The sequence below is a fragment of the Microbacterium sp. genome, assembly GCF_031178445.1.
GTDB lineage: Bacteria > Actinomycetota > Actinomycetes > Actinomycetales > Microbacteriaceae > Microbacterium.
Genome location: NZ_JAPSIY010000001.1, coordinates 342,518 through 363,621 on the forward strand (window position 1 = coordinate 342,518; position 21,104 = coordinate 363,621).

A 21,104-nucleotide genomic window follows, 5' to 3' on the forward strand; every position below is an offset into this window, starting at 1 on the left:
ATGCCCTCCCGTCCGGGTGGGACGGGAGGGCATCATGCGACCTGCGGCTCAGTCGCTCAGATCACCGTTCAGACCAGCTCGCGCCGACGCCTGCTGACGACGGCCAGCAGTCCACCGCCGAGCATCAGTGCGAGTGCCGCGAGGAGCATCGACCAGTTGGCCTCCGCACCCGTCGTCGCGAGCGGCGGCGGGGGCGTGATCTCGTGCGTGGTGCACAGCGGGCTGTCCGGAGCGCAGACCGGGTCGGTCCCGGTGACGGCGAGGACGTTGCCGAGCACGTGGTCGCCCTGCTCGTCGTACGCCTTCGGCGCGACGATGTAGCGCACCGTCACGACCTCACCGGTGGCGACCGCGCCGGTGATCCGGATGGTGTCGCCCTCGAGGACCGCTTCGACGCTCTGGTCTGACGGAATCGGGCCGAGCAGGAGCTCAGCGTCATCCAGCACGCCCGCCATGTGGTCGGTGTAGTCAACCGGTACGGCCGCGGCACCCGCGTTGGTTCCGACGTTGCGGAACGTCAGCGTGTACTCGACGTTCTGGTCGTGGTCGATGGCCGTGCCGGATGCCGGGTCGGCCGACTTCGAGACGACCACATTCGAGACGTAGTTGATCGTGCAGTCGGGACGCTCCCCGTCCGTCGGAGCGCACTCGGTCGGGGGCTCCTCGCCCGCGCCGACCAGGAAGTTGCCCAGCTGGTCGTCTCCGCGCTCTCCGTCGGCGTTCACGGTGACCGTGTACGTGACGGTGACCTCCTGGCCAGCGGCCAGGGTTCCGGTGACGCTGAAGCGTCCGTCCACGATCTCCGACACCGTCAGGGCGGCGTCGGACGCGGCCGGTGCGGCCGTGACCGTCGCATCGTCCAGGACCATCGTGAGCACGTCGTCACGGGCGACGTCCACGTCGGCCTCGCCGGTGTTGGCGAAGTGCAGCGTGTACGTCATCTCGTCGCCGGAGCGCACGGTCGTGCCGGATGCGGGGTCGACGGTCTTCCAGTCGTCGAGCTCGCCCAGCGGGTGGGTGGTGCTCGGCGGCACGAACGGGTCGCACTCGGTGTCGCCTTCGGCGCACTCGAACGGGGGCACATCCGAAGCCAGGACGTTCGAGGCGATGTTGTCGCCGCGGTCGCCGTCGGGCCGGATCGTGGCCTGGTAGGTCACCGTCACCGTCTCGCCTGCCGCAAGCTCACCTGTCACCCGCAGGGTGCCGGCGTCGGCGTCGAGCTCGAGGCCGATGTCGTCGCGGTCCGCCACCGGAGCGCTGGTGATCTCGGCGTCGTCGAGCACACCCGACAGGTCGTCCGTCGAGTCCAGCGGACCCGGCGCCTGTCCGTCGTTCGTCCACGACAGGGTGTAGGTCACGACGTCGCCGGCCTGAAGCGCCTCACCGGATGCCGGGTCGGACGTCTTCGACGGGGTGATGCTCGGCAGCAGGATCTCCACCTCGGCGGGCGGAGCGCACGGCACGCCCTGAGCGCAAACCGGGCTGGCGACGTTCACCAGGTCGTGGTCACCGAGATTGGTGACGGTGACGCTGTAGGTGATCTCCATCGACTCGCCGACGGCGAGGGCGCCCGACCAGGTGAGCATCGGCGAGGCGAAGTCCGGCATCGGAGCCACGGACCCGTCCGATGCCACCGCGATCGCATCGCCGTTGTAGGCGGCGTCGTCGAGCACGTCGGTCAGGTCGTCGGACACACGCGCCGGCTGCCCGGTGGTGTACGCGGCATCGCCGTCGTTCGTCACGGTCACCGTGTAGGTGATGGTGTCGCCCGTCTGCACATCCTCGACCACGTCGGCGGTCTTGGTCACCGAGAAGTGGCGGATCGGGTTCTCCGTCTCCTCACATCCTCCCGGCGGGCAGCTGCCGTCGGCGTTGCTGAGCACGTTGCCCAGCGTGTGATCGGCCTGATCGTCGTAGGCGTTCACCGTCACGGAGTAGCTGACGGTCCGCACCTCGCCGACCGGCACCTCTCCGGTCACCGTGAGCCGGTTGCCGTCGACCTGCGCCTCGAGACCGTCGTCGACGATCGGGCGATCGGTCATCAGAGCATCGTCCAGCACACCGGAGAGGTCATCGAGGGCATCGACGGTCGCCGGGGCCTGCCCGACGTTCTCGAAGGTGAGCGTGTAGGTGACGACCTGTCCGGCCTCCACGGCGGTTCCGTCCGCCGGGTCGACGGTTTTGGTCATCTCCAGAGCCGCAGCCGGCACCCGTGCGAAGTCGCACGCCTCGTCGGGGTCGAGGGCATCCTCGGCCGGGACGCACACGGTGTTCAGCAGGATCTGGTCGCCGTCCGGCGAGTTCGCGTCATAGATCACGGTGTAGCTGATCTCGGCGCTCTCGTCGACGCCGAGCGGACCGCTCCAGGTCAGCTCCGCGGCATCCTCGTCGTACGAGGCACCCGAGGCGGGGAGGGTGATCTCGCCGAAGGCGCCGTCGTCGAGGACCTCCGAGAGATCGTCGGTCACGCGCGCCGGCGCGTCCGCCGTGAAGACGCCGGGGCCTTCGTTGCGAACGGTGATCGTGTAGGTGACGACCTCGCCGTCCGCCGGCAGATCGGTCCGGTCGGCGGCCTTTTCGACCGTCAGCTTCGGCAGCTCGCCCTCATCGGATGCGCAGGCCTCGCCGGTCACCGGGTCGATGCCTTCATCCGTCGCGGGGTCGCACGTGGGCACCTCGGTCGGCGGGTCGCCGGGTGTCGGCGGCACGTTCGGCTCCCAGGCCACGTTGCGCACCGTGCCGTCACCGCCACCCCTCAGGGTGACCGAGTACTCGATCGTCACCGTCTCGCCGGCGGCGAGCTCTCCGGACCACGACAGGAACGTGTCCGGCACGAAGCCCACCGCGCCTGCGTCCGCGCCGTCGATCGTCGCGGTCGCGTCCCTGTTGTACTCGGCATCGTCGAGCACGCCGGCCAGGTCGTCGAACACGACGGCGGGGTCCGCCTCGGTGTAGTCGGCCGTTCCGGTGTTCTCGGCGGTGAGCGTGTAGGTGATCGTGTCACCGGGGCGCGAGTCCGCGCTGAAGTCCGACGTCTTCGTGATCGCCATCTCGCGATCGATCACGTCTGCAGCGTAGTCCTCGACCTCGCCGGCCGCTGCGGCGCCGGTGGGCAGCGGGGCCGCCACCTCGCCGGGGAACAGCCGGAAGCGGGCGAAGGTGTCCTTCAGCGTCGTCCCCGCAGGGAAGGTCAGCTCGTACTCGGCGGTGCCGCTGTCGGCGGGAACCGCCACGGTGACGAGTTCGCCGGAGTCGAAGGTGCCGTTGCCGTCGAGGTCGATCCAGCCGGCCAGGGTCGCGATCGCGTCCGTCGTGTTCGTCGCGCTCACGGTCACGGTCGTCTCGTCACCCTGGGTGACCACGATCTCGTCGGCGACGCCGTCCTCGTCGGCGATGCCGGACTCGTCATCGGCATCGGCCGACGGCGAGGCGACGCCTTCCTCCTCGATGTCGATGCTCGAACCGAGCATCAGCGGAGCGCTGTCCGTGGCCTCGTCGAAGCCGAGGACCTGGTGTCGCGAACCGTCGTTCGCGATGGACGTGCCGTACGTGTCGGGTGCGTCGCCGAAGTCCTCACACGGCTGACCGAAGTTGTCGAACGCGGTGCGATCCGCACCGGTGCGTCCTTCGATCGAGAAGGTGAAGCGGTCGACGTTCTCGAGCGCCGCGAGGAAGTCGTCCTCGGACGGTGCCGCGCCGAACGGGCCGGTGTTGTTGTTGAACTGGGTGTGCCACTGCGCGGCCTCCAGCGGAACGATCACTCGGGTCCACTGCGTGGAGTCGACGATCTGGTCGCGGAAGTTGTACCAGTAGTGCGCACCGTTCGCGCCCACGATGCCGACGTAGACGTCATAGGACACGCCGGTGTCGTTGCGGTAGTCGAACTGGATGTTCTCGCCTGCGGATGCGGAGTAGTCCGTCGCGTAGCCGCTTGCCACCAGCGGCGGCGTCCAGAGCTCGGTCCAGTTTCCGTCGAGGTCGTCCTCGATGATCGCGCCACCGGGGTTGCCGGCCGTCGCGCTCCACTCCACGGGGCGCGGCTGCATCACGACGCTCGTGCCGCGTGCGGTGGTCGCCGCGCGCCATCCGCCGTTGTCCTCGTCGAAGGTCGTCAGCGCCGAGCAGCTGAGGAAGATCGGCGCGCCCTGCACGAAGGTCGTCGCGTAATCCTCGACCTCACCCCCGGCCGCGGCACCCGTCGGCAGCGGCGTCGCCACCGCACCGGGGAACAGACGGAACCGCGCGAAGCCGTCTCCGCCTGCGGTCGGCGCCGGGAAGGTCAGCTCGTACTCCGCGGTGCCGGTCTCAGCCGGCACCGCGATGCTGGCCAGCTCGCCGGCGTCGAAGGTGCCGCTGCCGTCGAGGTCGATCCAGCCCGCGAGGGTCGCCGCCTCAGCGGTGTCGTTCGTCGCCGTGACGGTGACGGCGGTCTCCTCGCCCGCGGTCACCTTGATGTCGTCCGTGACGCCGTCCTCGTCGGCCAGGCGGTTCTCGTCGTCGCCGAGCGCGTCGTCCGACGGCTGCCCATTGGCGTCGAAGTCGATCAGCGAGCCGAGCGTCAAACCCGGGGCGATCTCGTGCTGCGCCCCGCCACTCTCGAGCAGTGTGCCGTAGCTGTCGGGGGCGTCCCCGAAGTCGGAGCACGCGGGCGGCTGCACGGAGTAGTCGCCGTCGCCGTCGAATCCGAACCCGGAGCCGTTGCCTCCGTGCCAGTCCACCTCGAACGAGCTCTCGCCCTCGATGACGAACTGGAACCGGGAGCCCTCCGCGCTCTCGCGTCCGGAGCCGGTGAACGTCACGGCGCCCGCGGTCTCCGTGATGGTGACCAGGCTGCCCTTGCTGACGGCGTACCCCGCCAGGTCGGAGGCGTTGAACGTCGCGGTCTCGCGGTTGCTCGGGATTCCGTCGAGGTCGTTCACGGTGAAGACGGCGTTCACCTCGATCGGCGTCGACGTTCCCGCCTCGAAGAACTCGTAGCGGAACGAGGCATCGTTGACGATCTGCCATTGCGCGTCATCGCGGTCGATGATTCCGGGAATCGTTCCGGAGCCCATGCCGTTGGGCGGGAGCTGACCGGCATTCGCCCGGCCGTCCACCAGCGTGATGACCATGTCGACTGCAACGCCGTCGACGACGGCCACCTCACCGAACCGTGTGGTGCTGCCGACGCCTCCGGTGCCCGTCTTGCTCACGACGCTGTTGAAGGTGAATGCATAATGCGGGGTGTCATCCGCCACGCAGGAGTCGGGCGCGATCAGTCGCGTGACGAGGGCACGGTAGTCCTCGACCTCGCCGTCGGCCGCAGCGCCGATGGGGTCGGCGATGGATTCTGCATCCGTCGAGTACCGCACGCGCACGAACGTCTCGATGCTCGCCGGGTTCGTGCCCCGCGAGAACGTGATGTCGTTCGACCCGGACGTCACAGGCTGCGCGTTCGCCACCCGCTCGCCCTCGTCGAGGAAGTCACCGTCCCCGTTCCAATCCACCCAGACGCTCGCGAAACCGTCGGCGGACACCTCGACCTCGAGGGTGTTCTCCACCGGCTGCTGCGAATTCGGGTCCAGTCCCGTGCGCAGCGTCGGCACCGCGTAGGCGAGGTCCGGGTTGAACTCCACGCCGTCCTCGTCGGCCTCGGCGTTGTCGTCATCGCCGACGGCGGTCGCGCTGGGCTGGCCATCATCCTCGGGGTCGATGCTCGCTCCGAGCATGACCGGCGCGGTGTGGGAGTCCTCGTCGTAGCCGAGAATGCCGTGGCGGGCGCCGTCGCCGTTCAGCGTGGTGCCGTACGTCGCCGGAGCGTCGCCGAAGTCCAGCAGGATCGACGAGGCCGAGCAGCGCGCGCCGTCGTTCGAGTTCGATGCCGGTCCCTGGGCGAACACCTCTGCGCTCACGTCGCCGACGTCGATGCGGTAGATGGTACCCGTCGGATTGTTCGACGCGTAGAGGTAGCCGTTGGCGTCGGCGTACACCGCGCCGAACGTCCACGTTCCGGTGCCGAGGCCCAGCGTGCCGACGACCGCGCGCACGCCGGTGGCGCGATCGAAGCGGATCAGCGAAGCCTCTCCGGTGGTGCTCTGACCGACCGAGTAGAGGTAATCTCCGGCTCCGGGGACATAGGCCCAGTCGGCGCCGGCATTGGCCAGCCCGGCCGGCACGACGCTCGTGCCGCTGTCGACCACGGTCATGTACGTGGAGGAGCCGGGCTCGAGGTCGATCCTGTTCCAGGTCGTTCCGTTGAGAACCCAGTACTGGCCGTCGGCATCGACGTCACCGACCACCGAGCCGTTGACGGAACCGGTCGGGGTGCCGAGCGACGTCACCGTGCCATCCGCAGCGACGCGGACGATGCCGGTGGCCCCAGCGGTGAGGTCCCACCCGTACACGTAGTCGTCGAGGACGTTGTAGCCGATGGCATTGATCTGACGGCCCTCGATGGTGTTGGCCGTCTCGTACGCCCCGGTGACCATGTTCACGTTCTGGACGAGCGTGGGGCCGGTGGGGTACTGGAACAGCAGACCACCCGCTCCGGACGTGCAGGTGAACGCCGGCGGCACGAAGAACTCGACGGTGGAGGTGGCGGGAAGGTCGATGCCGCTCTCGCCGGTGATGTTGTCTGCGCCGTTCGTGTAAGCGCCAGCCGTGTTAGATGTCACGGGCACGGTGATCGTGCAGGACTCGCTGCCGGCGGCAAGCGTGCCGTTCGCGACAGCGATCGAGTCGGAACCGGCGGCCGCGGTGACGTCGGCCACGCAGGTGCCGCCGACGGTGGAAGGCGACGCGACCGTGAGGCCTTCGGGCAACTCGTCGGTGAAGCCCCAGCCGTTCTTCGCGGCGAGCTCGCTGGTGTTCGTCACGGTGAGCGTGAGGGTGGACACGCCACCGACCGGCACGCGCGCGGGCGCGAAGCTCTTGTCGAGCTGCGGCGTGACGTCGAGGATGCGGATGTTGTCGAAGGCGGCGTCGTTGCCGATGCCGCTGCCGTTCGCGTTGACCATGCGGATTCCGAGGGAGGAACCGTCGAAGAGGACCGAGCCGTTCGAAGTGTAGGTGCCGACGCTGATGTCGGTCGCTCCGACACCGCCGACCGTCGGCGCGGGAACGGCCTGTCCGGACGTGCAGGCGTTGATCTGCCCGCCCACGGGAGTCGCAGCGCCGCCCTCCGAGAGGAACGAGAACTGATAGCGCGGCGGGGAGACGGCACAGTTCTTCGCCGCCGCGTCGACGCTGAAGGTGAGGAAGCGACCGGACGCACTCGTCAGCGGGATCGGGTTCACGGTCTCGAACTCGCTCTGGTTCACGCCAGGGTTGTTCTCGGTGTAGGCGGATACCGCGTCGTTGGCCTCAGCCGCGTTGCCGCCATGCACGCCCAGCGCGTACGCCAGCTGACGCAGGTTGGCCGAGCTGACCGGCGAGCCGCAGTTGCCCAGTGTCGTGTAGGGGATGCCGAAGTTGACGATGACGCCATTGCAGGCCGTGAGCCAGGACGCGGCCGCTGTGTAGGTGTGACCGTCGACGCTCTCATAGTCGTCGAGCACCACGGGCGCGGTGCCGTCGGTGTTCTCGAAGTCCTCCTCGAAGAGGACGACCGGGTCTCCGGGGACCCCCGGGTTGCCGGGAGCGTTGGCCAGGGCCAGCTCACCGGCGCTCTTCGCGCTCTGACGGGCGAGGGGGGAGTCCGCCGCCTGCGCCGTCGCCGCCCAAGGAGCGGAGGCGGCCGCCGCCGGTGCGGCGGCGGCGATGCCCGTGCTCGTGACGAGGAGCGCGGTCACGAAGCCTGACGTGAGTCGGCGGCGCATCGTGGCGCCACCGTCGACGCGGCGACGCGGCGAGCGTCCTTTCGCGATGCGAGCACTCTTCAAGCTGGACATCCGACCCCCTCAGGTACAGCACGAATGCGCGCGGAAGCTGCAGCTGCCGCAACGTGTCACCTCAATATGTATCGGCTGTGAAGGCGCTGCGCAGGCGAAGGTACGGAAACTCACCCCCTTTTTCACCCCTAGCGCTCGGGTGAAGCCAACACCGCGGGCGTGTGCTTGACTGGCGTGGGGACGCATCGGCGGATATGGGGCACGGACCGCCGATCGGATCACGCATACTTGACGGGCCAGTGACTCAGGACACAGATCGACGACGCACCGTAGCGTCCCCCGAGGCGGCACAGGCGTTCGCCCTGCTCGACGGGCGAACCATCGCTCCCGTGCGGCCGCTGCGCTTCGGCGTTCCGCGGGTCTCCCCGCACCTGCTTCACCGTGAGCGGCTGTTCGCGAGACTGTGCGCGGACGAGGAGGCACCGCTGACCGTCGTGCAAGCAGGGTCGGGCTTCGGCAAGACCTCGCTGCTCGCTGATTGGGCGCGCCGACGCTCTCCCGTTCTGCCGACAGTCTGGGTGACGGCGGACGCATCCGTACGCGACGCTCTGGCATTCTGGCGCGAGGCCCTGCATGGACTCGCACGCGCGGGCCTTCTCACCGGAACGGGACTGGAAGACCTCGATGTCCGCGGTGACATCGCGGACACGCTGATGTCGTCGCTGCGTCGTGGCCTTGCATCGATCGACCTGCCGGTGACCCTGGTCATCGACGGCTTCGAGCGGCTCGCCGGCACCGCCCTCGAACGCGACCTCATCGAACTGTTGACCCGCACCGACAACCTGCACCTCGTGGTCGCGACGCATGTCGCGTCCGAACTGACCAGCGTGACGACCGCCGCACGCCTCGACACCGTCACCATCGACGCCTCCGCACTGCGCTTCAGCGGTGAGGAGGTCCGCCGTCTCGCCGACCGCCTCGGCGTCGATGCTTCGGCCGGAGAGCTGGAGGAACTTCGCGAAGAGCTCGACGGATGGCCGTTCGGCATCCGCGCGGTACTCGAGAGTCGACGCCGGGAGGAGTCGGCCACGCTCGGCGAAGCGCAGCACGCGCTCTTCGGCGTGCCATCGGGTGCGCGCAGGCGCCTGGACACCGGCTCCGCCCACCGCCATCTGCTCGCCTCGCTCGATGGGATCGCCGGCCTGGAATCGTTGGCCCCGACCGCGGTGCTCGATTCGTTCACGATGGAGCAGGCGGCGGCGATGGGCGCAGAGCTTGACGGCCACCCGATACTAACCGAGCTCGAGTCCCGCGGCCTGGGAACGTGGCATCCCGATGCCGATCCCGACGAGTACCGGCTGCACCCCGTGCTGCGTCGCGCCCTGCGAGAACGCCTGGATCGCGAGCCCGAGTCGACCAGGACGGCATACGAGCGTCTCGCCGGGTGGCACGTCGACCGCGGTGATTTCGCCCAGGCCTTCGAAGCCGCCATCCGGGCGGGCGACTGGTCGCTGGCAACTCGGTGCGTGCGCTCGGACCTCTTCGAGATCCTCGTGCGGCTCCGCCTGCATCCGGATCTTCTCGACGTTGTGCCGCGCCCGGTGCTGCGTCGGGAGCCACTGCTGATGCTCGTGCACGGCATCGCCCGTTACGGAAGCGGCAACCAGGCCAGAGGGGTGCGCACGCTCCTGGCGGCTGTGGCGGCGTGCGAGAAGCAGCGCGTCGTGACGCGCGGAGCGCCGTCACCGGATCAGGTGTGGGTGCAGGGGGTCCTCACGATCGCCCTGCGGCTGGCAGGGCGATATGAGACGGTGCCGGCTGCTGTTCGGCGCTTCTCGCGGATGCTCGATGCGGTGGACGACCCGAACGGGCACCTCGATGCGGCGATGCCGCTGTTCCGCACGCAGACCGTCATCACACTCGGCTTCATCGACCGACTGACCGAGGCCGAGCAGGTCGCCCTGAGCACGCTGCACGAGCATCATCGGATGTCGCCGCTTCAGCAGGCGAACCTGCACGGGCTGATCGCTCTCACCCACGCCCGCCGTGGCGACCTGAGACGGGCGAGCGCCGCTCTCGAGACACTGCAGGAGCTCGGCAAGCCTCAGCAGTTCGACGAGAGCTTCTTCGCCGTGAGCTCCCACATCGCCGCCGCCTGGGTCGCCCTCGAGAACTTCGATCCAGACGCCGCCGCCGAGCGACTCGGGCTGTCGGACCGCCATTGGCCGACGATGGAGTACTGGCCGTTCGTGCTCGAGGCGCGGACGCACATCGCGTGGCAGCGCCACGGAGCGCATGCGGCTCTCCTGCTGCTGCGAGAGGGACGCGCTGAAAAGCGGTCCAAGGTGCCGATCGGCGACGCCATGGGGATGCTGCTCACAGCGCTCGAAGCCGAACTCCTCATGGCCGCCGGTCTCGGCGCCGAGGCCTCGGCTCTGATGACGCCGAACCGTCTGCGCCGATCGCCGCGGATGACGATCCCCAAGAGCCGCTCGCTGCTGCTCGGCGGCAACTGGGACCAGGCGGCAGGGCTGGCCGACCGGAATGCGCTCAGCGAAGCCCAGCCATGGACCGGCAGCGTCGACCTTCTGCTGATTTCGGCTTCCGCCAACCTTCGAGCGGGCGATCGAGATGCCGCCCAGCAGCGCTTCGATCAGGCGGCCTCCCTCGCCGCACGCATGTCGATCCGCACGCCCTTCGCCGCCATGCCCCGTGAAGACCTGCTGGCGCTGGGAGACGCACACCGGGAACTCACGGAGCAGATCTCGTCCCGTCCCGCACGCTACGCCGAGCCAGGGATCGCCATCCTCCTCTCCAAAAGGGAACAACTCGCCCTCGCCGAACTGGCCAGCGACAGGACGCTGGCCGAGATCGCGCAGCGGCTCTCGGTTTCGCCCAACACGCTCAAGTCGCAACTGCGCTCGGTGTATCGCAAGCTCGGCGTCGGAGGACGTCAGGAAGCCGTGCAGGCCGCGCGCCGGTCGGGGCTGCTGTTCATGTCGGGCGACGAACGCTCCGGGCGCGACTCAGGCCGGTAAGCATGCACCACCGCCTCCGCCCTCACAAGGGGTTGGCGATCCGCGCACGGCGAGAGAAGGCTGGGCAGCGGGCGGTCGCGCTCGGCGGACGCCCCTGATTCCAGGAGGATGCACGATGAAGGCCATCCAGTACCGCACCGTCGGCGAAGGACCGGAGCTCGTGGAGATCGACACTCCTGAGCCGGGGCCGGGGCAGATCCGTCTGAAGGTCACGGCCGCCGGTCTCTGCCACTCGGACTGGTTCGTCATGGGCCTGCCCGCCGAGCAGTACACCTACGGCCTTCCGCTCACTCTCGGGCACGAAGGAGTCGGGGTCGCTGAGAAGCTCGGCGACGGTGTGGAGGGCATCGAGCTCGGCGCCACCTATGCGATCTACGGCCCGTGGGGATGCGGCCAATGCCACGCATGCGCGCAGGGCGCCGAGAACTACTGCGCCAGGGCCGAGGAGCTGGGAATCCACCCTCCCGGTCTCGGCGCTCCGGGGGCGATGGCGGAGTACGTGATCGTCGACGACGCCCGTCACCTGACGCCCCTCGGCGACCTGGATCCGGTGGAGACCGTGTCGCTCACCGATGCCGGACTCACGCCGTATCACGCGATCATGTCGTCGAAGGACAAGCTCTTCGCCGGCTCCACGGCGGTGGTGATCGGCACCGGAGGTCTCGGACATGTCGGCATCCAGGTGCTGCGGGCCGTCTCGCCCGCCACGGTGATCGCGCTCGACATCACGGAGGAGAAGCTGGCACTCGCCCGCGAGGTCGGCGCGCATCACGCTCTCATGTCCGACGAGTCGGCGATCGGCGAGATCCGGAGGCTCACCGGCGGCCGCGGCGCCGAGGCCGTCTTCGACTTCACCGGCGTGCAGCCCACACTCGACATCGCGCGCCAGGTCGTGGCGACCGACGGCGACATCCAGATCGTCGGAATCGGCGGCGGCCTGCTGCCGACGGGGTTCTTCTCGACTCCGTTCGGGGCATCGGTGCGCGCGCCGTACTGGGGCACCCGAAGCGAGCTGATGGAGGTGCTGGCGCTGGCACGCACCGGTTCGGTGGGAGTGCACGTCGAGCGGTACTCGATCGACGAGGCCGTCGACGCGTACACCCGCCTGCACGACGGGAAGGTCCAGGGCAGAGCCGTGGTGGTCCTCTGACGAAGGTCAGCCGCGCGCGGCCCACCACCCGCGCAGGCGCTGCTCGGCGGCATCCGGACCGATCACGCCCTCGTCCAGGCGCACCTCGAGCAGGAAGCGGTACGCCTCGCCCACCTCGCGGCCGGGCTTGATGCCGAGGATCTCCTGGATCTGATTTCCGTCGAGTTCGGGGCGGATGCTGTCGAGCTCCTCCTGCTCGCGCAGTTCGACGATGCGGCGCTCGATGTCGTCGTACGCGCTCGCCAGGCGGGCCGCCTTGCGCTTATTGCGAGTCGTCACGTCGGCGCGCACGAGGATGTGCAGCCGCTCGAGCACGTCGCCGGCGTCACGCACGTACCGGCGTACGGCGCTGTCGGTCCACGCCCCTTCTGCGTAGCCGAAGAAGCGCAGGTGCAGCTCGATGAGCCTGGCGACGGCATCCGTCGTCTCACCGTCGAACCGCAGCGCCTGCATGCGCTTGCGTGCCATGCGAGAGCCCACGACGTCGTGGTGGTGGAAGGTGACCCCTCCCCCTGGCTCGAGCTTGCGCGTGCGCGGCTTGCCGATGTCGTGCAGCAGGGCCGCGAGGCGCAGCGCCACATCGGGCGCAGCGCCGGGATTGCGCTGCTTCTCGAGGTCGATCGCCTGCCGCACGACGGTGAGCGAATGCTCGTAGACGTCCTTGTGGTGGTGGTGCTCGTCGACCTCGAGGCGCAGCGCACTGACCTCGGGCAGGAACTCCTCGATCAGTCCGCTGTCGACCAGCACCCGCAGGCCGCGCACCGGGTCGTCGGTCTGCATGAGCCGCACGAGCTCACCCTGCACGCGCTCGGGGCTGACGATCGTGAGGGTTTCGCGCAGCCGCTCGATCGCCGCGAATGTCGCGGGGTCGACCGTGAAGTCGAGCTGGGCGCTGAAGCGCGCGGCGCGCAGCATGCGCAGCGGGTCGTCGCCGAAGCTCACCGCCGGGTCGATGGGCGTGCGCAGGCGGCCCGCGATGAGGTCCTCCACGCCGCCGGTGGGATCGATCAGCTGCGGGCCCGAGGTGGATGCGGGCTGCTGCGCCGGAGCCGTCACCCGCAACGCCATGGCGTTCACGGTGAAGTCGCGTCGCAGCAGGTCGCCGTCGATGCTGTCGCCGAACTCGACCACCGGTTTGCGGGTGACGCCGTCGTAGCTGTCGGCGCGGTACGTGGTGATCTCGACCTGCTCGCCGCGCACCCGGGCGCCGATGGTGCCGAACGCGCGGCCGATGTCCCAGTGAGCGCTGGCGATCGGTGTGACGATGCGAAGAATGTCGTCGGGCTGCGCGTCGGTGGTGAAATCCAGGTCGTGCGTCTCGCGGCCGAGCAGCGCGTCGCGCACCGGACCGCCCACCACCGCGAGCTCGAAGCCCGCATCGGCGAAGGCGGTCGCGAGGGTGGCGACGACGGGACTCGCGGCAAGGGCGCCGAGTCGATTGAGGCCGTCGGCCATGTTGAGCATGGGTTCCAGGTTACCGGGGCGACCGCAGGGCCGGCGGCCGCCCCCGCGCCGGATCAACCGGCCGCGAAGCGCAGCACTCCGGACACGAGCAGAGCGAGAACGGTCGTCCACCCGACGATCGCGACGGCCTGCCACACCAGCACGCGCACCTTGCCCACGCCGACGGCCACGAGCATCGTCGCGGTGAACATCGTGGGCAGCAGCAGCGGGCCGAGCAGGCTCACGCCGGGCACGCCGTAGCGCTCGAACGCACGCTGGAACTTCTCGAGACGCGCGGCCTTGCGCGAGCCGTCGTGGTGCTCGGTCCCGACGACGTCGGACCCCGGCAGCACCGTGCCGTCGGCTGCCACGAGCGCCTTCGCACGCCGGCGGTTGACGATCGCGCTGCGCGCGCTCGAGCTGGCGAGCACCAGGATCGCGACGCAGAGGAAGTTGCCGACGATGCCGGCGATCGCCGCGATGACCGGGTGGATGCCGCCGATGATCCCGATCGTGGCCGCCCCCTCCCCCTCGATGAACGGCACGGCGCCGGCCAGCGCCACGATGAGCGGCTGCACCAGCTCGGGCACCTGGGCGACGAGGTTCTGGAAGGTCTCGATGAGATTCATGGTTCTGCTCCGTGTGTGTTCGGCGGATCGTTTCGGCGGGACGTCGTCCCGGCATGACTACAGTCCATCGGGTCGCGGGTCGCCGCAGAAGTGTCGGTCCGTCACCTGCCGGCATGCGGTTCGCACGGCCGATGGGTGACAGATGTCACGCCCGTAGGCTGAAGGCATGAGCACGATCAGCAGGGGCATCACGGCCACGTGGTGGTACACGTTCAGCGGCGTGCTCATGTTCCAGCTGGTCGTCGCCTTCGTCTGGACGACCGTGCTCTTCAATGCCGTCGACAACGCCGCGATCGGCGCCGTCGTCGGCGTCGGCGGGCTGATCTGGTGCGGTTCCGCTGTGCCCCTGCTGCTGCAGTACCGTCACCGCGACGATGCGGCCGGTCTGACCGCGGGCTGGCGCGGAACGCTGCTGCCGCTCACCATCGCCGTCGCGTACGGCGCGGCGTGCGGCATCCTCGCCGGTTTGTGGATCGCGGCCTTCGTTCCGGTCGTTCAGTCGCTGATGCTGTTGAACTGGCCCGCCGGCGTGCGCGTGCGCCTGGTGATAGTGGTGAGCGTCGTGCTCGCGGGTCTGTGGTTCATCGACATGCGCACTGCGGACGTCATCTCACAGGAGGCGCTCATGCGCACCTGGTGGGTGTTCGGCGTGTTCTCGATCATGTTGCCGCCGATGACGGTGCTGTCGCTGTGGTGGTGGGACGTCGTGGTCACGCTCGACCGCGCTCGCGTCGCCGAGGCACGCTTGAGCGCGACCCAGGAGCGTCTGCGAGTGGCGACCGATGTGCACGATCTGCAGGGCCACCATCTTCAGGTGATCGCTCTGCAGCTCGAACTCGCTGAGCGCCTGCTCGCCAAGGGACAGGCGGATGCCGCGCTGGAACAGCTGCACCTGGCGAGGACGAGCGTGAGCGAGGCTCGACAGGGCACCCGCGATCTGGCGACGCGATTCCGGGGCGTGCCGCTGCCCGATGAGATCGCTAACGCCGTCGATCTGCTGCGGGCGGCCGGCACGACGGCGGAGGCGACCGTCGATCCCGGAGCCGCCGCTGCGGGGGCCTCGGTGCTCGGTCCCGTGATCCGCGAGACGACGACGAATGTGCTCAAGCACGGCGGTGGGAAGTGGGCGCGGCTCTCCCTCGCCCGCGAAGGGGACGCCTGGCGGTACGAGATCTCGAATGACGCGGCATCCGACGAGGCGGCGAGCGACGACGGCGCTGGTCTCGACGGCGTGGGCAGGAGGGTGTCGGATGCCGGCGGTCGCGTCGAGGTGCGTCGTGGAAGGCACGAGTTCGCGGTGGTCGTCACGGTGCCCGCGGTCGGTGGAGGAGAAGCGCGATGATCAGGGTGGTGATCGCGGACGATGAGGCGATGATCCGTTCTGCGCTCGCGGCATTGCTGCGACTCGAAGACGACATCGATGTGATCGGCGAGTGCGCGGACGGCGTGCAGGCCGTCGCCCTGGCCGAGAAGCTGCAGCCGGACGTCTGCCTGCTCGATCTCGAGATGCCAGGGTTGGACGGCGTGCAGGTGGCCGAGCGTCTGCGCCGCAGCGTGGCGACGCGCTGCGTGGTCGTGACCCGACATGCACGACCGGGCGTGCTGCGACGGGCTCTCGCGTCCGGCGTCGCCGGATTCCTGCCGAAGTCGCGCAGCGCCGACGAGGTGGCGGAGGTGATCCGCCGCGTGGCAGCAGGTGGCCGCTACGTGGATCCCGAGATCGCCGCGGACGCCCTGAGCGATCAGCGCAGTCCGCTCAGCGACCGCGAGCTCGACGTGCTGCGCGCGGGGCGGCGGGGCGAGACCACGGGACAGATCGCGAAGGCCCTCTCTCTCGCTCCGGGTACGGTGCGCAATCACGTCTCGGCCGTGCTCTCCAAGCTGCACGTCGCCACGCGGCAGCAGGCGGTGCTCATGGCGGAGGAGCAGGGCTGGATCTGAGCGCGGCAGGACTCAGCCCGGCGTCGTGAGCATTCCGCGCAGCAGCAGGCCGGGCGCGGATGCGGCCTCGCCGACCTTCCCCGTCGAGATCGACGTCGTCGCGGTGCGGAGCGCCCATTCGTCCAGGCCGCGCAGCATCCCGAACGCGGCCGCGGCGAGCGCGTCGACGGGCACGTCGTCGCGTACGGCACCGGATGCCGCCCCGACGCGAAGCACCTCGCCGACCCACGACCGCATCGAATCGACCAGTGCGCTGCGCGCGTCTGCCGCGCCGGTCGCGGGCAGGTAGAAGATCCGCCCGAGCAGGCGGAGGGCCGGGTCGGTCACGGTGAGCGCCAAGAGGTCGGAGAGGACGCGATCGACCTGAGGCCAGAATTCGTCGCCGGCGAAGACCGCGGGCGCCGGCGGAGTCCAGCGGGAGCGCACGTCGGCGACGAGCGAGGAGACGACCGCGTCGAGCAGGTCGGACTTGGATCCGACCGCGTGGTAGAAGGAGCTCTTGCTCAGGCCCGCGGCGCGGATGATGCGGTTCAGGGAGGCCCCGTCGTATCCCGCGGAGGCGAACTCGGCCACGGTCGCCTCGATGAGGCGGTCGCGATGGGGTCCGGTGAGTTCAGCCATGCGACGAGCCTACCGGACCACCTGGTCCAACCGAGGTGTATCGTCGAGAGTGGACCAGGTGGTCTACAGGAGGATCATGCTCATCGAAACCCCGCTCTCCACTCAGCTCGAGGCGCAGCGCGACGACCGGCTGCGCGTACTCGTGGTCGGCGCCGGCATCGCCGGCATCACGATCGCGCAGTCGCTGCGCCGCGGCGGCCTGCATCCGGTGCTCGTCGACCGGATGCCGCGGATGGAGCATCCCGGGTACATGGTGGCGCTGATGCCCACCGCCGACCAGGCATTCGTCGACTTGGGCGTGCAGGAGCAGTATCGTGCCGCCAGCACGCCTCTTGAGCGGTACCGTTTCCGCTCTCATCGTGGCCGGCCGGTGCGTACCGACGCACTGGGCGAGTTGCTCAGCGTCTACGGCGACTACAACGGCATCTCCCGCGGCGAGCTGATCGACGTGCTCACCGACGCCGGGTGCCCGGTGACGTACGGCACGACGGTGGACGGCGTGGATGCGAAGGGAGCCCGGTTCACCGATCGGGACGGGTCGCCGATCGGTGAGGGGTCGTTCGATCTGGTCATCGGCGCCGACGGCATCCGCTCGCGCATGCGCGGCGTGCTCGGCGCGGGGGATGTCGAAGCGGTCGAGACCGGCTGGTCGGGGTGGGTCGCATGGGCGGACTCAGTGGGTGATCCGGCGCTCGGTGAGGAGCTCTGGGGTGACGGGTTCTTCCTGGGGGTCTACCCGGTGAAGGGCCGTCTCGGAGTGTTCCTCGGCGGGCCGGATGCCGATATCGGGGCCGGTCCGGCCGCTTTCGCGGCATCCGTCCGCCGCCGCGTCGACGAGCTCGGCCCCCGTCTGGCGGCATCCCTCGAGGCGGTCGCAACCGATCGCGACCCGTACCTGTGGCGTCTAGACGATGCGCGCGTTCCGCGCTGGGTGCTGCCACGGGGTGTGCTGGTCGGCGACGCCGCCGCCGGATTCCTGCCCACCGCCGGCGTCGGGGCCGGAATGGCGATCGAGGCGGCATGGATGCTGGCACGCATGCTCTCCCACGCCGACCGCGGCTCACTCGCCACGGTGCTGGCGGCGTGGGAGGCGGTGGAGCGTCCGCGCGTCGAGGCGGCGCAGTCGAACTCGCGGATGCTCGCGCGCATGATGTTCCGCCGCGGCGCCGCGATCGCCTGGATCCGCGAGGTGGTGATGCGGATGCTGAGCGTGCGAGCCGCCCTCGGGCCGATCGTGAAGCTGGTCGCCGAGCTCCCCGACCCGGACGCCGTGGCGCGGGAAGCGCTGCGGGACTGAGGAGGTCACCGGCGCGGATAGGCTCGTCCGGTGACCAACGCCCTCACTGTCGAAGAGTTCTGGCGGGAATGCCGCGCCGCCGTTCCCGGTCTTCCGGAGGAGACGCCGGAGGCGTGGGCTTTCGGAGCGACCCCCGAGCACGCCGACGGACTTCTCGCCCTCGTGCTCGCCGGTACGAAGACCGCGACGGCGTCGTCGCTGTGGGACTACGAGCACACGGGCGAACCCCTCCCCGAGGTCGGCTTGCTGAACATCATCCTCGACGGGCGCGGGGTGCCTCGTGCGCTTCTGGAGACCACCGCCGTCGACGTGATCCCGTTCGACGAGGTACCCGAGTCGCACGCCTTCGCCGAAGGCGAGGGCGACCGGTCACTGTCCTACTGGCGCGACGTACACGAGCGGTACTGGCGCGAGCACTCCGACAGCCCGAGAGGGTTCGACCCCCGCATGCCTGTCGTCTGCGAGCAGCTGCGGCTACTGCACCGCAGCGAGCACACGGTCTAAGCGGGGTCGCCCTGCACCGGTCCTTCGGTGTTCGGCTTCCATCCCAGTGCCGGCGCGACGTGCTCGGCGAACGCCTGCAGCACGTGCAGGTTGTAGTCGGGGCCGAGCTGGTTGGGGATCGTCAGCATCAGTGTGTCTGCCGCCATCACGGCCTCGTCCGCCTTGAGCTGCTCGATCAGCACGTCCGGCTCGGCGGCGTACGTCTTTCCGAAGGTCGAACGGTAGCCGTCGATGATGCCGATCTGATCGTTCGACTCCTCAGAGCGCAGACCGAAGTACGCGCGATCCATGTCGCTGACCAGAGGGAAGACACTGCGACTCACCGAGACCCGGGGCGACCCGGTGTGGCCGGCTTGCCGGTAGGCGGAGCGGAACAGCTCGATCTGCTCGCGCTGCAGCTCATGGAACGGCTGACCCGTGGCTTCGGTCACCAGCGTCGAGCTCATCATGTTCAGGCCCATGCGCCCGGTCGCCTCGGCTGTCGCGCGGGAGCCGGACCCCCACCAGATGTGGTCGCGCAACGTCGGCGACTGCGGCTCGATCGCCAGGTAGCGCCCCTCGCCGACCATGCGCGGGTCACCGGGCGCGACGCGCTCGCCGTCGATCGCGCGCAGGAACAGCTCGAACTTCTCGCGCGCCATGAAGCTTCCGCGCTCGGTGTCTTCGCTGTCGTGGAAGCCGAAGGTCTCGTAACCGCGCAGCGCCGTCTCGGGTGATCCGCGGCTGACGCCCAGCGCGATGCGGCCATCGGCGATGAGGTCGAGGGCTGCCGCTTCCTCCGCGAACTGGTACGGGTTCTCGTAGCGCATGTCGATCACGCCGGTGCCGACCTCGATGCGCTTCGTGCGAGCAGCCATCGCCGCCAGCAGCGGCATCGGCGAGGCCGCCTGGCGTGCCCAATGATGCACGCGCACGTAGGCACCGTTCACGCCGATCTCGTCGGCGCCCTCCGCGATCTCGATCGTCTGACGCAGCATGTCACCCGCGGTCCGCGTGACAGAACCCGGCACATCCGCGTAGTGCCCGAACGAGAGGAACCCGAAAGCCTTCATGTCCTATGCGAACGCATGCATGCCGAGGGCTATTCCGCCGGCAGCAGCAGGCCGTCGAGCACGAGCGTGCGGATGCGGGGCTCGAGGTCGGCCCAGAGCTCTGCGAGGGGCACATCGAACAGATCTGCCAGCGCCGCCACGATCTGCGAGACCGTGAGCTCGCCGTCGCACGCACCCACGAAGCCGGCGAGCGCCGGGTCGACCCCGACGGTGCGGCCGAGGCCGCCGCCCTGGCGCAGCTCGATCACACTGGGGTCGTCATCGCCGGGCATGAAGTGCCGCGCCTCAGTCACGTCGGGCGCGACGGTCAGCCTCGCGGGCAGGCCGGTGACGAGCAGGTCGTGCGCAGCGAGCCCTGCACCGAGTGCGCGCCCCAGGTTCGACACGGGCTGCGAGATCTTCTCGAAGCGGCGCAACCGCGCCGCGGCATCCGGCGAGCGCCGCAACAGGATGTATCCGAACCCGACCGCGTCAACGTCGCGCTCGTCGAAGTCATCGAGCCAGGCCGACAGCATCCGCGTGAATGCCGCATCGCGGGGAAGGGTTCCGCCGTCGCGGATCCACAGCTCGGCGTAGCCGAGCGGAGTGAGCTCTTCGCGCTGGATGACCCAGGCGTCGAGGTCTTCGCGCACCCAGCCGCGCAGGCGGTCGAGGCCTGCGAGGCCGCCGCGGGACTCCCAGTTGCCCAGCAGCTGCGCCATCCCGCCCTCGGTCAGGTGCGCGGGCACGGTGCGCACGAACTGCTCGACCAGCGCGTCGCCCACCAGCCCGCCGTCGCGGTACTCGTACTCGGGCACACCCGACACCCGCGGCGTGATGACGAACGGCGGGTTCGACACGATCAGGTCGAACGCCTCCCCCGCCACGGGTTCGAACAGGCTGCCGAGCCGGAACTCGATGTTGCGCACGCCGTTCAGCTGCGCGTTGATCTCGGCGAAGGCGAGCGCGCGCTCCGAGATGTCGGTGGCGACGACCCGGCCGGCGTGCCGCGCCACGAGGAGGGCCTGGATGCCGCACCCGGTGCCGAGATCGAGCGCGCGGTCCACGGTCGCCGGGATCACCAACTCGGCGAGCGTGCGAGAGGCGCCGCCGACTCCCAGCACGTGATCCCCTGGCAGGGCGGCGCCGAGAGCCACCTCATCGAGATCGCTCGCGATCCACCATTCGCCGACGCCGTCGGCATCCACGAACGACTGCGGCCTGATCAGCGCCTCGGGAATCACCCTGGCACCGTCGACGCGCGCCAGACCGAGCGCGATGAGCCCGTCCACTCCCGCACGCGGAAGCGCGCGCTGCACAGCGGACAGCGGCTGCGGCATCCCGAGCACGAGCAGGCGCCCGAGAGTGGGCAGCGGGTCGTCCTTCTCGGCCAGCGCACGAAGGATCGGCTCGAGCAGACCACGGGCGAGCGCGTCGTCCGCCTCCTCGCCCCACAGCCGCCGCAGAGGATCCGAGCGGAAGTCGGCGTCGTCGAGGTCGGCGGCGAGAGACTGCGCAACGGGCAGGTTCGGATGAGGCTGAGATCGGTCCGGCACGGCGGTCACTCTACGCGCCTTCAGGCTTCGGCATCCCTCGCCACCTAGAATCAGTGGCGTCGGCACGACCGCGATCCCGGCCGGTC

General features: G+C 69.6%; 12 protein-coding genes. 6 read left to right on the forward strand and 6 right to left on the reverse strand.

Annotation, left to right across the window (positions count from 1 at the left end; genetic code table 11):
• Positions 1-68: 68 nt before the first annotated feature.
• Positions 69-7,868, reverse strand: coding sequence for a GEVED domain-containing protein (locus RIN43_RS01670; protein ID WP_309127131.1), 7,800 nt, complete (start codon positions 7,866-7,868; stop codon positions 69-71).
• A 239-nt stretch (positions 7,869-8,107) separates the two neighbouring features.
• Between RIN43_RS01670 and RIN43_RS01675 the strand changes: the two genes are divergently transcribed.
• Complete coding sequence (locus tag RIN43_RS01675) at positions 8,108-10,846, forward strand: LuxR C-terminal-related transcriptional regulator (RefSeq protein ID WP_309127132.1); 2,739 nt, start codon at positions 8,108-8,110, stop codon at positions 10,844-10,846.
• A gap of 115 nt (positions 10,847-10,961) precedes the next feature.
• On the forward strand, positions 10,962-11,996 hold the full coding sequence (locus RIN43_RS01680; protein ID WP_309127133.1) for an NAD(P)-dependent alcohol dehydrogenase: 1,035 nt from the start codon (positions 10,962-10,964) through the stop codon (positions 11,994-11,996).
• Between the two features lie 6 nt (positions 11,997-12,002).
• On the opposite strand, the gene RIN43_RS01685 is transcribed toward RIN43_RS01680, so the two are convergent.
• Together RIN43_RS01685 and RIN43_RS01690 are read right to left on the reverse strand one after the other, a co-directional pair.
• Positions 12,003-13,460, reverse strand: a complete 1,458-nt coding sequence (locus RIN43_RS01685) for a CCA tRNA nucleotidyltransferase (RefSeq protein ID WP_309127134.1) — start codon at positions 13,458-13,460, stop codon at positions 12,003-12,005.
• Positions 13,461-13,513: 53 nt separating this feature from the next.
• Positions 13,514-14,068: a small multidrug efflux protein gene (locus RIN43_RS01690; RefSeq protein WP_309127135.1), complete on the reverse strand. Its 555-nt coding sequence runs from the start codon at positions 14,066-14,068 to the stop codon at positions 13,514-13,516.
• Positions 14,069-14,234: 166 nt separating this feature from the next.
• On the opposite strand from RIN43_RS01690, the gene RIN43_RS01695 reads away from it, so the two are divergent.
• The gene (locus tag RIN43_RS01695) at positions 14,235-15,410 is read left to right on the forward strand and encodes a histidine kinase (RefSeq protein WP_309127136.1); all 1,176 of its coding nucleotides are present in this window, start codon (positions 14,235-14,237) and stop codon (positions 15,408-15,410) included.
• Positions 15,407-16,009: a response regulator transcription factor gene (locus RIN43_RS01700; RefSeq protein ID WP_309127137.1), complete on the forward strand. Its 603-nt coding sequence runs from the start codon at positions 15,407-15,409 to the stop codon at positions 16,007-16,009. The genes RIN43_RS01695 and RIN43_RS01700 overlap by 4 nt, the downstream gene beginning before the upstream one ends.
• Before the next feature lie 12 nt (positions 16,010-16,021).
• Here the strand turns inward: RIN43_RS01700 and RIN43_RS01705 are convergent, their stop codons facing one another.
• Complete coding sequence (locus tag RIN43_RS01705; RefSeq protein ID WP_309127138.1) at positions 16,022-16,630, reverse strand: TetR/AcrR family transcriptional regulator; 609 nt, start codon at positions 16,628-16,630, stop codon at positions 16,022-16,024.
• A gap of 76 nt (positions 16,631-16,706) precedes the next feature.
• On the opposite strand from RIN43_RS01705, the gene RIN43_RS01710 reads away from it, so the two are divergent.
• Positions 16,707-17,927 (forward strand): NAD(P)/FAD-dependent oxidoreductase, encoded by a 1,221-nt coding sequence (locus tag RIN43_RS01710; RefSeq protein ID WP_309127139.1) that lies wholly within the window; start codon positions 16,707-16,709, stop codon positions 17,925-17,927.
• A 30-nt stretch (positions 17,928-17,957) separates the two neighbouring features.
• Positions 17,958-18,431: an ASCH domain-containing protein gene (locus tag RIN43_RS01715; protein ID WP_309127140.1), complete on the forward strand. Its 474-nt coding sequence runs from the start codon at positions 17,958-17,960 to the stop codon at positions 18,429-18,431.
• Here RIN43_RS01715 and RIN43_RS01720 read toward each other — a convergent pair.
• Both RIN43_RS01720 and RIN43_RS01725 read right to left on the reverse strand, forming a co-directional pair.
• On the reverse strand, positions 18,428-19,483 hold the full coding sequence (locus RIN43_RS01720; protein ID WP_309127141.1) for an LLM class flavin-dependent oxidoreductase: 1,056 nt from the start codon (positions 19,481-19,483) through the stop codon (positions 18,428-18,430). The two genes, RIN43_RS01715 and RIN43_RS01720, sit on opposite strands and share 4 nt — an antisense overlap.
• A gap of 29 nt (positions 19,484-19,512) precedes the next feature.
• Positions 19,513-21,027 (reverse strand): methyltransferase, encoded by a 1,515-nt coding sequence (locus RIN43_RS01725; protein WP_309127142.1) that lies wholly within the window; start codon positions 21,025-21,027, stop codon positions 19,513-19,515.
• Positions 21,028-21,104: the final 77 nt, after the last annotated feature.

Excerpts from the sequence above, each read along its gene's own strand:
- RIN43_RS01670 (WP_309127131.1), bottom strand. The coding sequence starts at position 7,868 with ATGTCCAGCTTGAAGAGTGCTCGCATCGCGAAAGGACGCTCGCCGCGT.
- RIN43_RS01680 (WP_309127133.1), top strand. The coding sequence starts at position 10,962 with ATGAAGGCCATCCAGTACCGCACCGTCGGCGAAGGACCGGAGCTCGTG.
- RIN43_RS01685 (WP_309127134.1), bottom strand. The coding sequence starts at position 13,460 with ATGCTCAACATGGCCGACGGCCTCAATCGACTCGGCGCCCTTGCCGCG.
- RIN43_RS01690 (WP_309127135.1), bottom strand. The coding sequence starts at position 14,068 with ATGAATCTCATCGAGACCTTCCAGAACCTCGTCGCCCAGGTGCCCGAG.
- RIN43_RS01695 (WP_309127136.1), top strand. The coding sequence starts at position 14,235 with ATGAGCACGATCAGCAGGGGCATCACGGCCACGTGGTGGTACACGTTC.
- RIN43_RS01700 (WP_309127137.1), top strand. The coding sequence starts at position 15,407 with ATGATCAGGGTGGTGATCGCGGACGATGAGGCGATGATCCGTTCTGCG.
- RIN43_RS01705 (WP_309127138.1), bottom strand. The coding sequence starts at position 16,630 with ATGGCTGAACTCACCGGACCCCATCGCGACCGCCTCATCGAGGCGACC.
- RIN43_RS01710 (WP_309127139.1), top strand. The coding sequence starts at position 16,707 with ATGCTCATCGAAACCCCGCTCTCCACTCAGCTCGAGGCGCAGCGCGAC.
- RIN43_RS01720 (WP_309127141.1), bottom strand. The coding sequence starts at position 19,483 with ATGAAGGCTTTCGGGTTCCTCTCGTTCGGGCACTACGCGGATGTGCCG.